12 protein-coding genes and 1 riboswitch are annotated in these 14,168 nt (G+C 72.0%); of the genes, 7 read left to right on the plus strand and 5 right to left on the minus strand.

The genetic code is table 11. The features are described 5' to 3' along the window. Nucleotides 1–39 precede the first annotated feature (39 nt). The 3 genes from LIV37_RS42415 (at nt 40) to LIV37_RS42425 (ending at nt 5,402) form a co-directional block, all read left to right on the plus strand. Complete coding sequence (locus tag LIV37_RS42415; RefSeq protein ID WP_020873232.1) at nt 40–789, plus strand: DeoR/GlpR family DNA-binding transcription regulator; 750 nt, start codon at nt 40–42, stop codon at nt 787–789. A gap of 47 nt (nt 790–836) precedes the next feature. Next, nucleotides 837–2,183: a 6-phospho-beta-glucosidase gene (locus LIV37_RS42420; RefSeq protein WP_121823848.1), complete on the plus strand. Its 1,347-nt coding sequence runs from the start codon at nt 837–839 to the stop codon at nt 2,181–2,183. 96 nt (nt 2,184–2,279) lie between these two features. Beyond that, nucleotides 2,280–5,402 (plus strand): alpha-mannosidase, encoded by a 3,123-nt coding sequence (locus LIV37_RS42425; protein ID WP_020873234.1) that lies wholly within the window; start codon nt 2,280–2,282, stop codon nt 5,400–5,402. Nucleotides 5,403–5,422: 20 nt separating this feature from the next. Here LIV37_RS42425 and LIV37_RS42430 read toward each other — a convergent pair whose 3' ends face one another. From LIV37_RS42430 to LIV37_RS42440, 3 genes are all read right to left on the minus strand, one after another. Further along, the gene (locus tag LIV37_RS42430; protein ID WP_020873235.1) at nt 5,423–6,349 is read right to left on the minus strand and encodes a cobalamin-binding protein; all 927 of its coding nucleotides are present in this window, start codon (nt 6,347–6,349) and stop codon (nt 5,423–5,425) included. 79 nt (nt 6,350–6,428) lie between these two features. Next, nucleotides 6,429–7,364 carry a polysaccharide deacetylase family protein gene (locus LIV37_RS42435; protein ID WP_020873236.1) on the minus strand — a complete coding sequence of 312 codons (936 nt, stop codon included), beginning with the start codon at nt 7,362–7,364 and terminating at the stop codon, nt 6,429–6,431. Nucleotides 7,365–7,375: 11 nt separating this feature from the next. Further along, complete coding sequence (locus LIV37_RS42440; RefSeq protein ID WP_020873237.1) at nt 7,376–8,284, minus strand: polysaccharide deacetylase family protein; 909 nt, start codon at nt 8,282–8,284, stop codon at nt 7,376–7,378. A 93-nt stretch (nt 8,285–8,377) separates the two neighbouring features. On the opposite strand from LIV37_RS42440, the gene LIV37_RS42445 reads away from it, so the two are divergent. From LIV37_RS42445 to LIV37_RS42455, 3 genes are all read left to right on the plus strand, one after another. After that, nucleotides 8,378–9,277 (plus strand): MurR/RpiR family transcriptional regulator, encoded by a 900-nt coding sequence (locus LIV37_RS42445; RefSeq protein WP_020873238.1) that lies wholly within the window; start codon nt 8,378–8,380, stop codon nt 9,275–9,277. Nucleotides 9,278–9,371: 94 nt separating this feature from the next. Further along, nucleotides 9,372–9,499, plus strand: a riboswitch (cobalamin riboswitch). 38 nt (nt 9,500–9,537) lie between these two features. Beyond that, on the plus strand, nt 9,538–9,759 hold the full coding sequence (locus LIV37_RS42450) for a CbtB domain-containing protein (protein WP_020873239.1): 222 nt from the start codon (nt 9,538–9,540) through the stop codon (nt 9,757–9,759). A 21-nt stretch (nt 9,760–9,780) separates the two neighbouring features. Further along, nucleotides 9,781–10,542, plus strand: coding sequence for a CbtA family protein (locus LIV37_RS42455; RefSeq protein WP_121823847.1), 762 nt, complete (start codon nt 9,781–9,783; stop codon nt 10,540–10,542). A 70-nt stretch (nt 10,543–10,612) separates the two neighbouring features. Here the strand turns inward: LIV37_RS42455 and LIV37_RS42460 are convergent, their stop codons facing one another. Continuing rightward, nucleotides 10,613–11,263, minus strand: coding sequence for a TetR/AcrR family transcriptional regulator (locus tag LIV37_RS42460; RefSeq protein ID WP_020873241.1), 651 nt, complete (start codon nt 11,261–11,263; stop codon nt 10,613–10,615). An 81-nt stretch (nt 11,264–11,344) separates the two neighbouring features. On the opposite strand from LIV37_RS42460, the gene LIV37_RS42465 reads away from it, so the two are divergent. Next, nucleotides 11,345–12,850, plus strand: coding sequence for an FAD-dependent monooxygenase (locus LIV37_RS42465; protein WP_274596661.1), 1,506 nt, complete (start codon nt 11,345–11,347; stop codon nt 12,848–12,850). 10 nt (nt 12,851–12,860) lie between these two features. On the opposite strand, the gene LIV37_RS42470 is transcribed toward LIV37_RS42465, so the two are convergent. Then, nucleotides 12,861–14,087, minus strand: coding sequence for an MFS transporter (locus LIV37_RS42470; RefSeq protein ID WP_020873243.1), 1,227 nt, complete (start codon nt 14,085–14,087; stop codon nt 12,861–12,863). Nucleotides 14,088–14,168: the final 81 nt, after the last annotated feature.

Here is a 14,168-nt window from a genome sequence, read left to right on the forward strand (position 1 = left end):
GCATGGAGTTGATTGAAATTGCAGGGTAGTGTGCGCCGCATGCTGGCAGAGCGACGACACCAACTCATCCTGCGGGCATTGCGCTCCGGTGGCCCCGCGTCCGTGACCGACCTCTCCTCCGAGCTGGGAGTGAGCGCCGCCACCGTGCGCCGCGACCTGATCAGACTGGAGGAGGACGGCCTGCTCACCCGGGTGCACGGGGGTGCGGTGGCGGAGGACGGCGATCAGCCCTTCGCCGAGGTCGCCGAGGTCCGGGTCACCGACAAGGACGCCGTGGCCGAGCGCGCCGCATCGATGGTCGAGGACGGCCAGACGGTGCTGCTCGACATCGGCACCACCGCCTATCGCCTGGCCCGGCAGCTGCACGGCCGTCGCCTCACCGTGATCACCAGCAATCTGGTGGTGTACGAGGAACTGGCGGAGGACACCGGGATAGAGCTGGTGCTGCCCGGGGGCGTGGTGCGCCGCGAGTACCGCTCGCTCGTGGGCTTCCTCACCGAGGACAGCCTGCGCCAGTTGCACGCCGACTGGCTGTTCCTGGGCACGAGTGGCATCCGGCCCGGCGGCCATGTGATGGACACGACCGTGGTCGAGGTCCCGGTGAAGCGGGCCATGATGGCCGCCTCGGAGAAGACGGTGCTGCTCGCCGACGCCGGGAAGTTCCCCGGCCGCGGGATCGCCAAGGTGTGCGGTCCGCAGGACATCGACATCGTGGTGACCAACGCGTCCGCGGATCAGGCCACATGTGCCGTCCTCGCCGAGGCCGGCGTCGAAGTGATCAAGGTCTGACCGCTCCCGGAGCGGACAGCGAGTCGGGACATCTCGGAGGTTCTTCAGTGAGACTGACCATTCTCGGCGGCGGGGGATTCCGGGTGCCGCTGGTGTACGGGGCGCTGCTCGCCGATCGCGGGGAGGGCCGGGTCACCGGCGTGACCCTGCACGACCTGGACGCCGGCCGGCTCTCCGCCATCGCCCGGGTGCTGGCCGAGCAGGCCGCGGACCATCCGGACGCGCCGACGGTGACCGTCACCACGGACTTGGACGAGGCCCTCAAGGGCGCCGACTTCGTGTTCTCCGCGATCCGCGTCGGCGGCCTGGAGGGGCGGGCGGCCGATGAGCGGGTGGCGCTGGCCGAGGGCGTGCTGGGACAGGAGACGGTCGGCGCCGGTGGCATCGCGTACGGGCTGCGCACACTGCCGGTGGTGGATCACATCGCCCGGCGGGTGGCCGCGCTGGCCCCGGACGCCTGGTTCATCAACTTCACCAACCCGGCCGGTCTCGTCACCGAGGCGATGTCCCGCCACCTGGGCGACCGGGCGATCGGCATCTGCGACTCGCCCGTGGGCCTGGGCCGCCGGGTGGCCCGCGCGCTCGGCGCCGAGCGCCCGCGGGACGCGTGGATCGACTACGTAGGGCTCAACCATCTCGGCTGGCTGCGCGGGCTGCACTTCGACGGCCGCGACCAGCTGCCGCGGCTGCTCGCCGACCAGGAGCTGCTGGGCTCCTTCGAGGAGGGCAAGCTCTTCGGCCCGGAGTGGATCCAGTCGCTCGGCGCCGTCCCCAACGAGTATCTGCACTACTACTACTTCAACCGCGAGGCGGTGACGGCATACCGGGAGGCCCGGCAGACCCGCGGCGCGTTCCTGTGCGAGCAGCAGGCCCGGTTCTACGACGCCCTGCGCGACCCGGCCGCGCCCGCGCTGAGGACGTGGGACAACACCCGGGCCGAGCGCGAGGCCACGTACATGGCGGAGAACCGCGAGGCGGCGGGCGCGGGGGAGCGGGACGAGGACTCCCTGGCCGAGTCCGGCGGCTACGAGAAGGTGGCCCTGGCCCTGATGCGGGCCATCGCCCGCGACGAGCGCACGACGCTGATCCTCAACGTGCGCAACCGCACCACCCTGTCCGCCCTGGACGAGGACGCGGTCATCGAGGTCCCCTGCCTGGTCGACGGCAACGGCGCCCATCCCGTGGCCGTCTCCCCGCTCCCCGCGCACGCCACCGGCCTGGTCTGCTCCGTCAAGGCGGTGGAGCGCGAGGCCCTCGCGGCAGCCGCCTCCGGCTCCCGCGCCGCTGCCGTCAAGGCGTTCGCCCTGCACCCCCTCATCGATTCGGTCGAGGTGGCCCGCCGCCTGGTGGACGCCTACCGCCGGGCACATCCCGGGCTCGCCTACCTCACCTAGCCCCGGCCCCGGGCGAGTGCCCGCGACCGGTGCCCCCCGAGCAACGCGCCCGCGGCCGACCCCACGCCGTCACCCCAACCCCGAAAAGAGTTCCCCGTGCACGACGAACGCCGCCGGATCGAGGAGCGCGTCGCGCGCGTCCACGACCAGCGCATCAAGCCCGCCGTCTACTCCGCCACCACCCCGCTGGCCGTCGAAGCCTGGCAGGCCCCCGGCGAGCCGGTGCCCTTCGCCGAGGCCGAGCGGGCCCCGTACGAGCCGTTCGCGATGGACACGCCCTGGGGTCCGCCGTGGGGCACCACCTGGTTCCGCATGCGCGGACAGGTGCCCGCGGAGTGGGCGGGCGAGCGCGTCGAGACGGTGATCGACCTCGGCTTCGTCGGCGACTGGCCCGGCAACCAGGCCGAGGCCCTCGTCCAGCTGCCGGACGGCCGGCCGCTGAAGGCCGTCAACCCGCAGAACCAGTACGTGCCCGTGGCCCGTCCTGCCGTCGGCGGCGAGGAGATCCACTACCTGGTGGAGGCCGCCTCCAACCCGGACATCCTGGCCAACGACTTCAGCGGCCCCAACCCGCTCGGCGACCGGCTCACCGCGGGCGACCAGCCGCTGTACACGTTCCGGCGCGCCGACCTCGCCGTCCTCGACGAGGAGGTCTGGCACCTCTCCCTGGATGTGCAGGTCCTGCGCGAGCTGATGCTGGAGCTGGACGCGCACGATCCGCGCCGGCACGAGATCATGACCTGTCTGGACCGGGCCCTGGACGCCCTGGACCTGGACGACGTCTCCGGCACCGCCGCCGACGCCCGCGCCGTGCTGAGGACGGCGCTGGACCGGCCCGCGCACGCCAGCGCGCACATCATGTCGGCGGTCGGCCACGCGCATATCGACTCGGCGTGGCTGTGGCCGATCCGCGAGACCAAGCGCAAGACGTCCCGCACCTTCTCCAACGTCACCGCGCTCGCGGAGGAGTACGAGGAGTTCGTCTTCGCCTGCTCGCAGGCCCAGCAGTACGCATGGGTGCGCGACAACCACCCGCAGGTGTGGGCCCGTATCCAGCAGGCTGTCAAGGACGGTCAGTGGGCGCCGGTCGGTGGCATGTGGGTGGAGTCGGACGGCAACCTCCCCGGCGGTGAGGCGATAGCCCGGCAACTGGTGCACGGCAAGCGCTTCTTCATCGAGCACTTCGGCATCGAGACCAAGGGCGTGTGGCTGCCGGACTCCTTCGGCTACAACGCGGCCTACCCGCAGCTGGCGAAGCTCGCCGGGAACGAGTGGTTCCTCACCCAGAAGCTCTCGTGGAACCAGACCAACAAGCTTCCCCACCACTCGTTCTGGTGGGAGGGCATCGACGGCACCCGCATCTTCACCCACTTCCCCCCGGTGGACACCTACAATGCCGAGTTCTCCGGCAAGGAGATGGCGCACGCGGTGCGCAACTACCAGGACAAGGGTGTGGGCACCCGCTCGCTCGCCCCGTTCGGGCACGGTGACGGCGGTGGCGGCCCCACCCGCGAGATGATGGAGCGCGCCCGCCGCCTCGCCGATCTGGAGGGCTCGGCGAGGGTGCGGGTCGAGCACCCGGACACCTTCTTCGCCGAGGCGAGCAAGGAGGTCCCCAAGGACCAGGTGTGGTCCGGGGAGCTGTATCTGGAGCTGCACCGCGCCACGTACACCTCGCAGGCCCGCACCAAGCAGGGCAACCGGCGCAGCGAACACCTGCTGCGCGAGGCGGAGTTGTGGGCGACGACGGCCGCGCTGCACGCGCCGGGCTACCGCTATCCGCTGCCGGAGCTGGACCGGCTGTGGAAGACGGTGCTGCTGCACCAGTTCCACGACATCCTGCCCGGCTCGTCGATCGCCTGGGTGCACCGGGAGGCCGAGGCCGAGTACGCGCGGGTGGCGGCCGAGGTGCGGGAGCTCACCGAGCGGGCGCTGGACGCCCTCGCCACGACCGGTGACGGGTCGCCCGCCGTGTTCAACACCAGCCCGCGCGACCGCGCCGAGGTCGTCACGGTGCCGTCGGATCTCGTGGCGGAGGGACAGCGGCTCGCGGACGGTTCGGTGGCCGTGTGGACGCGGGTCCCGGCGAACGGCAGCGCACCGCTCGTTCCCCAGGGGACGCCCCCGCGTCCGGTCGCCGTCGACGGCCGGGTGCTGGACAACGGCCTGGTGCGGGTGGAGCTCGCGGAGGACGGCACCATCGCGTCCGTACGCGACCTGGCGGCCGACCGCGAGGTGCTCGCGCCGGACGCGGCGGGCAACCTGCTCCGCCTCCACAGCGACCTGCCCAACTACTGGGACGCCTGGGACATCGACAAGCACTACCGGAACCGCTACACGGACCTCACCGGCGCCGAGTCCATCACGGTGGCCGAGGACGGGCCGCTGCTGGGGGCGCTGCGCGTGGAGCGCCACTTCGGCAAGGGCTCGCGGATCGCGCAGACCATCGTGGTGCGGGCGGGCAGCCGCCGTATCGACATCGAGACGGAGATCGACTGGCACGAGGCGGAGAAGATCCTCAAGGCCGCATTCCCGGTCGATGTGCGGGCCGACCACTCCCGCGCCGAGATCCAGTTCGGCCATGTGCAGCGCCCGACCCACACCAACACCAGCTGGGAGGCGGCCCGTTTCGAGGTGTACGGCCACCGCTGGGTGCACATCGGGGAGCCGGGCTACGGGGTCGCGGTGCTCAACGACGCCACGTACGGCCACGATGTCTCGCGCACCACACGGGAGCCGGACGGTGGGACGACCACGACGGTCCGCCTCTCCCTGGTGCGCGCGCCGCGCGTGCCCGACCCCGAAGCCGACCAGGGGAAGCACCGCTTCACCTACGCGCTGCTGCCCGGCGCGACGGTCGAGGACGCCATCGCGGAGGGGTACGCGCTGAACCTGCCGCTGCGCGTCGGCGCCGCCGCCCCGGCGGCCCCCGTGATCACCAGCGACAACCCGGCGGTGACGGTCGAGGCGGTCAAGCTGGCCGACGACGGATCGGGCGATGTGGTGGTGCGGCTCTACGAGTCGCTGGGCGGCCGGGCGCGGGCGGTGCTGCGCACGGGATTCCCGCTCGGCGGGGCCCAGGTCACGGACCTGCTGGAGCGCCCGCCGGCCGAGCGGCCCACGGAGGTCTCGGCGGTCGGTGAGGACCAACTGGGCGTGGCGCTACGGCCGTTCCAGATCCTCACCGTGCGGCTGACCCCCGCGGTACGTGCGTCCTGACGTGGTGTCCGGGCCACCGGTCATGACGGCCGGGCCGGGAACGGGAGCGCCTCGGCAGCCGTCACCTCGTCCCCGGCCCGTACCCCGTGCAGGACGTGGGCCAGCACCTCGGCTCCGCGCACCACACGCGGGCCGGGGCGGTTGAAGTAGGCCGGGCCGTCCAGCACCCAGACCCTCCCGGCCCGTACGGCGGGCAGGTCCGCCCAGCCCGGCAGGCGGGTGAGCGGGTCCGTCTCCCGCAGAGTGCGCTCGGGCGGGAAGCCGCACGGCAGGACCAGCACCACCTCCGGCCGGGCGGCGCGCACCGCCTCCCAGGTCATCGGGCTGGTGTGCGCCCCGGACGCGGCGAGCAGCGGTTCGCCTCCGGCGGTGGCGATCTGGTCGGGGACCCAGTGTCCGGCGGGCCACAGCGGGTCGAGCCATTCGATCGCCACGACCCGGGGCCGGGCCCGGCCCGCCACCGCCCGACGGATCCGATCGAGGCGGTCGCGCAGGCCGGCCCGGCGCCGCTCGGCACGCTCGCGCACACCGAGCAGCTCGCCCACCGTCACCAGAGAGTCCAGTACGTCGTCGAGCGTATGCGGCTCCAGGCTGAGGACGCGGGTGCCGGCGTCCAGCAGCCGGACGGCCCGGCTGACCTTCCGGTACGACACGGCGCACACCTCGCACAGGTCCTGGGTGAGCACCACATCGGGGCGCAGGGCCGCCAGCGCCCCGGTGTCGAGGGTGTAGAGCGAGGACCCGGAGTGTGTCGCGCCGCCGACCGCGTCGGAGATCTCCCGGCTGGTGAGGGCGTCCTGGTCGAGGCCGGTGGCGGTCACCACGGGGATGTCCGCCACCGCTTCCGGCGGCCAGTCGCATTCGTGGGTCCGTCCGGCCAGATGCTCGGCGAGCCCGAGTTCGGCGACGATGTCGGTCGCGGCGGGCAGCAGGGAGACGATGCGCATACCGCGACTGTAGGCGGGTTGTCCGGGACATCGGTGACAGGCGGCGCGCGGTCGGCGGCGCGCCGGTGGCGTGGCGCCGTCAGATGGCCGCGGCGCGTCGCGGGTCGGTGCGGTGACGTACCTCCTCGGAGCCGCCGGGGTCGTTCGGGCGGTCCAGGGAGCGCCACCACCGCGCCACCTCGGAGCCGGTGGCGAACCACACATCCTGGCGCCGCCTCAGGTACGCCAGGAACTCCTCCAGCACCCCGATCCGGCCCGGTTTGCCGATGCAGGACGGCTCCAGGGTGATCACACAGCACAGCCCGTAGCCGTGGTACGCGTCGAACTCGGCGCACCAGTCGTCCAGGGTCTGCCCGTATCCGGCGATCCGCACCTGACCGGCGGGGTAGGCCGGTCCGTAGTTGAACATGAAGCGGGGGAAGTCATTGAGCTCCCAGTGGGCCGGAACGTCCACCAGCGAGGTGGCGCCGGGGCCGGTGGCCGGGTGCAGCAGGGTCGGCCGGTCGTCGCCCCGCGCCAGGGAGGTCCAGGTGAAGCCCAGTTCGCCCAGCACCCCGGCGGTGTCGTCGCCGATCTCCGCGGAGGGCGGCCGGAAGCCGGTGGGCCGCCGTCCGGAGATGTCCTCCAGCACCCGCGCGGAACGCTCGATGGCGCGGCGCTGCCCTTCCGCGTCGAGGGTCGCGTAGTCCTCCAGCCCGTCGCCGCGGGAGGCGATCTCATGGCCGCGGGCGGCCACGTCCCGCACCGTCCCGGGGTAGCGCTCGGCCACCGTCGCCGGGATCATCCAGCTGGCACGCACATCGGCCGCCTCGAGGGCGTCGAGCAGCCGGGGAGCGCCGCGCTTCGGGCCGTACTCGCCCATGGACAGGGTCTTGGGCCGCTCGTGGCAGGACTCGTCCAGCCGCAGCCAGAACAGCTCCGCGTCGAGGTTCACCGTCACCACGACCGCGCACCGGGCGCCGCCCGGCCAGGGCGGGTTCTCCTCCAGCCGGGGCCACGCCTGCTCGCTCTTCACCGCGTTCTCCTTCACTTGTCGCCCCTGGCGTCCCCGTGGTGTGTCCGCCACCACTGGGCGATCTGGCTTCCGGTGGCGAACCACACGTCGTCATGGGAGCGGATGTGCTCGATCAGCCGGCGCAGCAGCAGCACCCGGCTCGGCTTGCCCATGACTTCCGGGTGCATCATCACGACGTAGCACAGCCCGTAGCGGTAGTAGCCGTCGAACTCCCGCCGCCAGTTGTCGAGGGTGAGCTCGGTGCCGGCGATCCGGTCCTGACTGCGGGGCTCCGCCGGGACGTCGTTGTAGGCGAACTGGGGGAAGTCGTCCAGCTCCCACTGCGCGGGGATCTCGATGAGATCGGTGTCGCGCCCGTCGATCCGCCAGCGGTACGGGCGGTCGTCGCCGCGCATGGAGCTGGAGTAGGAGAAGCCGAGATCGCACAGCAGCTGGGGGCTGTCGGCGCGGAAGTCACCGGAGGGGGTGCGGAATCCCACGGCCGTGGTCCCGGCCACCCGCCGGAAGACCTCCTGGCTGCGCTCGATCAGCGCGCGCTGCTCGGCGATGGTCTTCGAGTAGTACAGCTCGTGCATATAGCCGTGGTGGCCCAGCTCATGGCCGCGGTCCGCGATGGTCTTCAGCAGGCCGGGCCAGCTCTCGCCGGTCCAGCCGGGGACGAAGAAGGTGGCGGGGATCCGGAAGTCCGCCAGCAGGTCCAGGATCCGGGGGGTGCCCCGGTGCGGGCCGTAGGCGCCGAGCGAGAACAGCCGTGGTGAGCGCCAGATGTCGGGGGCGTGGCCGAGGTTGGCCAGCAGCGCCGGGCCGTCCACGTCGAAGCTCAGCATCACGGCGCAGCGGGCGCCGCCCGGCCACCGGGGGCGGTCGACCGCCCCCGGTCGGGGCCGGGGGCCGGGCGTCGGGGTGGCGGAAGTGGTCATGGATGGCTCCGTAGTATCTGCTACGAACTTGTCGTGAATGCGACGCGAGGAAAGTAGGATGCGCCGCGGACGCACGTCAAGAGAGGACAACCGATGGAAATGGCGGAGATCCCGGAGGGCGCGCCGCTCCAGCAGCGGGTGGCGGCCGCCTGGCCGCGGCTCGCCCCCGCCGAGCAGAAGGTCGCGGCGTTCCTCAGGGAGCATCCGCAGGAGGTGGGCTTCTCCTCCGCCAGCGAACTCGGCGCGCTCACCGGCACCAGCGACGCCACGGTGGTGCGCACCGCCAAGGCCCTCGGCTACAGCGGCTTCACCGGTCTCAAGCACGCCGTGGCCCGGTCGCTCGCCACCCTGATGCGGCCCTCCGCGCGGCTGCGCAGCCGCGTCGAGCACATGGCCGGATCCACCGAGGAACTGCTGGACCGGGTCTTCGAGGACGCCGCCGAGGTGATCCACGAGACCCGGCGCAGCCTGCGCGCCGACGCCTTCGCCGCGGCCGTGGAGCTGCTGCTGCCCGCCAAGGAGGTCATGACCTTCGGCGCCGGCCCGTCCGGCATCATCGCCGAGTACCTCGCGTTGAGGCTCAACCGGCTGGGGCTCAGGGCCCGTCACACGGCGGACATGGGCTTCAGGCTGCCGGACGCGCTGGTGCCGCTCTCGGCGGACGATGTCGTGGTGATCTTCGGCCCGGCCCGGCTCTTCAAGGAGATCGAGGTCATCGTCGACCACGCCGAGGAGGTGGGCGCCCCGGTCGTCCTGATCACCGACGCCCTCGGCCCGGCGCTCGGCGACCGGGTGGCCGTCACCCTCCTCGCCACCCTCTCCGCCTCCGGGGCCACCCGCGAGGCACTCGGCTCACTGGCCGTGGTCGACGCCCTGGCCCTGGCCGTGGCCTCCCAGTTGGGCGAGCGCGCGCTGGAGACCTCCGAGCTGCTGACCCGCCTGCGCGGCCACTTCCTGCCGCCCGGCAGCCCCCATTACGGGCGTGACGAGTGATGCGTGTGCGTCCTGCCGGGACCGGCCGCCCGGTATGAGAGAGGCGTCTCACCAGGTGGGCGGTCTTGGCCAGGCATCCGACACGCGGTACCTTCGGTGGGATATCGACGATGGTCTGACGGAAGCCGGTGGGAATCCGGCACGGTCGCGCCACTGTGAACGAGACGTATCCGAAAGGGACGTTCCGTGAGTCAGACCCGCAGCCATCGTCCTGTGCACCACCGAGATGGGACGCGAACTCCCTTTAGGAGGCCACTGTCATGGCGCAGCATGTCGCGCAGCCGACAGCCACCACTCCCGCCCTGCCCGCCACGCTGCCGCTGAAGGCGATAGCTCCCTGGGCCGTCTTCTTCGGCATCCTGATGCTGGTTCTGCTGTACTTCGTCGGCGCCGAGCAGGGCGCCACCGCGGTCGTCTCCGGCTCGGGTGTCCACGAGTGGGTGCATGACGCCCGCCATCTGCTCGGCTTCCCCTGCCACTGACGCGAGGGACGCCGCACCCCCATGAACTCCGCAACAGTGAGAAACCTGTTGGCGCGGGGCATGCTCGCCGGTCTTGGTGCCGGTGTGCTCGCCCTGATCGCCGCCTATTTCCTCGGTGAGCCGAACGTCGACCGCGCGATCGGCTTCGAGGAGGCCCACGCCCCCGCGCATGAGCACGAGGTCGAGATCGTCTCCCGTAGTCTGCAGTCCACCGCGGGCCTGGCCACCGGTGTGCTGATCTACGGGATCGCGTTCGGCGGCATCGCCGCCCTCGCCTACTGCGTCGCCCTCGGCCGCGTCGGCCGCTTCAGCCCGCGGGCCACCGCGCTGCTGCTGTCCGGCTGCGCGCTGCTCGCGGTCTATGTCGTGCCGTTCCTGAAGTACCCGGCCAACCCGCCCGCCGTCGGCAACGGCGACACCATCGGCAAGCGGACGACGCTGTACTTCCTGATGATGGTGCTCAGCGTGCTCCTCGCGATCGCCGCCACCATCCTCGGCAAGCGGCTCGCCCCGAAGCTGGGCACCTGGTACGCCACCGTCGCCGCGGTGGCCGCCTTCGCCGTCGTCATCGGGCTGGCGTTCGCCTTCCTGCCCGTCATCAACGAGGTCCCGGCGGACTTCCCGGCCACCGTCCTGTGGCGGTTCCGGCTGTCCGCCCTCGCCATGCAGCTGATCCTGTGGGGTGGCTTCGGCCTCCTCTTCGGCGAGCTCGCCGAGCGGTTGCTGAACCCCAGGCCCGCGAAGGCCGAGGACAGCCGGGCGATGGCGGCCGCCCCGAACTGACCGACCACGCCGAGACGCACGAGGGCCCGCGGAACCATTTCCGGGGCCCTCTCGCGTTGAGCGCCTTGCGTTACTTCCGCGGGGGCGGGCGCCGCAGCCCGTTCTCCAGCAGCGCGAACGCGTGCTCCGCGTCGGCCACCGCACCCGCGTAGCGCTCGTCGGCCGGTTCCCCGTACGTCACGCGTGCGGTGTTGTCCTGTGCGAGTGACCACTGGACGGCGACGATTTGGACGGCGGCCAGCCGCGCGGTGAGTTCCGGGGTGTCCGCCGACTCCCGCAGCGCCTGCGCGAGCGCGCGCTCGGCCCCTGCCTTGAACCGCTCCATCCGGGCCACCAGCGAGGGCGTGTCGAGGATCATCCGGGTGAGCTTGAGGATCTGGGGATGGTCGTTGAGCCCGGTGATCGGGTCCCGTTCGCGCAGGCCCTTGAGGAAGTGCTCGCGCAGTGCGGTCAGCGGGGCGGTGCGGGGCGGGCGGGCCCGTACGACGCGGGCGCTTTCGGTCTCGTGGTCGGCGAGGCGGTGCACCACGAGGTCTTCCTTCGCCGGGAAGTAGGCGAAGAGCGTGCGCTTGGACACCTCGGCCGCCTCGGCCACCTGGGCCACCGACACCTGGTTGAAGCCGCGTTCGAGGAAGAGCGTGATCGCCGCCTCGGAGATCGCCGCGTGGGTCCGCTGCTTCTTCCGCTCCCGTAGCCCTGGCTTGCCGTCCACGACGACCACCGTAGCAGAGCGATTGCCCTCAGGAGATTTCTGCACCTGGTATACATATAGTCCGAGGAGAGAAATCGAGAGGGAGTGACCGTGTCGACGGAGAAGACGGAGAGCGCGACCGAGGTCGTCATCGCGGGCGCCGGCCCGACCGGGCTGATGCTGGCGTACGAGCTGGCGCTGGCCGGGGCCGAGACCCTGGTGCTGGAGAAGCTGGACCAGCGCATCGAGCAGGTGAAGGGCGGCGCGATCCAGCCACGTACGGCCGAACTGCTGGAGTCGCGCGGGTTGTTGGAGCCGATGCTGCGGCGGGCCACCCCGCGTGACCCGGTGGGCGGGCACTTCGCGATGCTGCCCGTGCCCTTGGACTGCACCCCCTGGCGGACCAGGCACAACAGTCCGATCGGCATCCCTCAGTGGAAGATCGAGGAGGTGCTCGAAGAGCGGGCGACCGCCGCGGGCGCGCGGGTTCTGCGTTCCACCGCCGTCTCGAAGGTCGAGCCGGACGAGGACGGTGTGGTCGTGACGGCGGACGGCCTACGGGTGCGGGCGCGCTATCTGGTCGCGTGCGACGGCGGCCACAGCACGGTGCGCAAACTGCTGGAGCTGCCGTTTCCGGGGCGGGCCGGGACCCATCAGGCGGTGCTGACCGACATCCGGCTGACCGCGGTGTCCTCGCTGGTGCCCAAGCAGATGGGGCACATCAGCACCATGACCCGTCGCGTGGGCGGCTACTGGGCCATGCTGGTCCCGGTCGGCGGTGACCTCTACCGCTTCACCTTCGGGCACGAGGGCCAGGCGGACACCGCCCGCGACGTCCCCGTCACCCATGAGGAGATCGCCACCGCGCTGCGGGAGGTGTACGGCGAGGAGACCACCCTGGGGGCCGTGGAAAACTCCTCGCGCTTCGGCGATGCCACGCGGCAACTGGAGCAGTACCGCGTGGGCCGCGTGCTGTTCGCGGGCGACGCCGCCCATATCCATTCGCCGATGGGCGGCCAGGGGCTCAACCTCGGTATGCAGGACGCGATCAACCTCGGCTGGAAACTGGCCGCGGTCATCCAGGACCGGGCGCCGAGCGGCCTCCTGGACAGCTACCACGCCGAACGGCACCCGGCCGCGGCCCGGGTCCTGCATCACACTTCGGCCCAGCGCGTCCTGGCGGACACGAACCCGAGCGAGGACGTGGCCGCCCTGCGTGACATCTTCGTCGACCTGCTGCGCCTGCCCGACGCCAACCGCCATCTCGCGGGACTGATGTCCGGCCTCTCGCTGCGCTACGAACTGCCCGGCGACCATCCCCTCACCGGACGGCGGGTACCGGACGCCGACCTGGTCACCGAGGGCGGCGCCACCCGGCTGTCGGCGCTGTTCGGCTCGGGCCACGCCGTTCTGCTCGATCTGGCCGGAGCCGTTCCGGACGGCCTCCGGCTCCCGCCCCGTGTCGACCTCGTCCGGGCCACCTGCGCCGACGACCTGGGCGCCGCCGCCCTGCTCATCCGTCCCGACGGCTATGTGTGCTGGGCGGCGGACACCTCGGCCGCCTGCGACGAGAGCCTGCTCGCCACGATCGAAGGCGGGCTGACGAAGGTGCACTGAGCCGGGCGCTTCAGGCCCGGCGGCGGTGTCCGGTGGTCAGTGCGACGAGTGCCGCAAGCGCGAGCAGACCGGCCGGGCCCGCGTAAAGCGCTACGGCGGCTCGGAGGCCGTACCACGTTGTCAGGAGTCCGGCGATGACGGCCGGGACGCTCATCGCCAGATAGCTCAGGACGTAGTAGGCGGCGAGGGTTCCGGAGCGCTCCTCCGGGGCGGCGGGGGCCAGCAGCAGCCGCAGCGCGCTCTGGGTCACCGCGCCGAATCCCGCGCCTGCCAGCAGGGTTCCGCCGAACAGCGCGGGCAGACTGTGCAGGTACGGGCTGACCAGGGTCAGCAGCGCCCCGGCCATCAGGGCGACGGCACCCCCGGCGCTCACCGCGCGGGCGGGCCGGGTCCGGGTGGCGCAGACGGCCAGGGCGGCACTGGCGGTGAGGGCGAAGAACACCAGCCCGCCGGTGGCGTGCGGGGCGTGCGGGGCGATCAGACGGGCGAGTTGCGGGCCGAGCGAGGAGTAGAAACCGCCGAGGGCCCAGGCGGCGATGACACCGGGCGCGATGAGCGGCAGCACCGCCCGGGAGGCCTGGGCGACAGTGGCGCCGGGCTGGAGCGAGCGCCACACACCGGGGTGCGGGTGTGCGGTCTCGGCCGTACGGACGACGAGGACGGCCTGCGCGGCGAACAGCAGGAGCAGCAGGACGTAGACGGTGTGGGTGGGGGCGGGGGCGTACTGGACGAGGGCGGTCGAGACGAGCACACCGGCCGCCATGCCGGAGACGGGGGTGACGCTGTTGGCCAGCGCCGCCCGCCCCGTGTGACGCGGATCCTCGAAGTCGAGCAGGGCGGCGCCCGCGGCGCCGGTGGCCACGCCGGTGGCCAGCCCCTGGACGACCCGGGCGATGATCAGCTCCGTCACCCCGTGTGCGGTGGCGAAGACGGCCATGGAGGCGGCCTCGGCGAGCAGCGCCCCGGCCAGTACGGGGCGCCGCCCCAGGTGGTCCGAGAGCGTTCCGGCGACCAGGAGTGCCACCAGCAGCGCGAGCGCGTAGGCGCTGAAGACGACGGTGACCATCAGGGCGGAGAAGTGCCAGCGCGCCTGGTACTCGGCGTAGAGCGGGGTCGGCGCGCTGGACGCGGCCAGCAGGCCGATGAGCACGGAAGCGTGCAGTGCGAAGGCGCCGCCGCGGCCGAGAGGAGGAGGGAGGTGGTGGGGACGGGACAGTGGGGCCGTGGCAGTGGGCATGAGACCTTCCGAGCACACTTAAGGCAATTTCTTTGCCTTAAGTGACGGTAGCGCCGCCTCCGCATCTAATGCAAATCCTTA

The sequence above is a fragment of the Streptomyces rapamycinicus NRRL 5491 genome (assembly GCF_024298965.1).
Lineage (GTDB): Bacteria > Actinomycetota > Actinomycetes > Streptomycetales > Streptomycetaceae > Streptomyces > Streptomyces rapamycinicus.

Excerpts from the sequence above, each read along its gene's own strand:
- LIV37_RS42415 (WP_020873232.1), top strand. The coding sequence starts at position 40 with ATGCTGGCAGAGCGACGACACCAACTCATCCTGCGGGCATTGCGCTCC.
- LIV37_RS42430 (WP_020873235.1), bottom strand. The coding sequence starts at position 6,349 with ATGCGCATCGTCTCCCTGCTGCCCGCCGCGACCGACATCGTCGCCGAA.
- LIV37_RS42440 (WP_020873237.1), bottom strand. The coding sequence starts at position 8,284 with ATGACCACTTCCGCCACCCCGACGCCCGGCCCCCGGCCCCGACCGGGG.
- LIV37_RS42445 (WP_020873238.1), top strand. The coding sequence starts at position 8,378 with ATGGAAATGGCGGAGATCCCGGAGGGCGCGCCGCTCCAGCAGCGGGTG.
- LIV37_RS42450 (WP_020873239.1), top strand. The coding sequence starts at position 9,538 with ATGGCGCAGCATGTCGCGCAGCCGACAGCCACCACTCCCGCCCTGCCC.
- LIV37_RS42455 (WP_121823847.1), top strand. The coding sequence starts at position 9,781 with ATGAACTCCGCAACAGTGAGAAACCTGTTGGCGCGGGGCATGCTCGCC.
- LIV37_RS42470 (WP_020873243.1), bottom strand. The coding sequence starts at position 14,087 with ATGCCCACTGCCACGGCCCCACTGTCCCGTCCCCACCACCTCCCTCCT.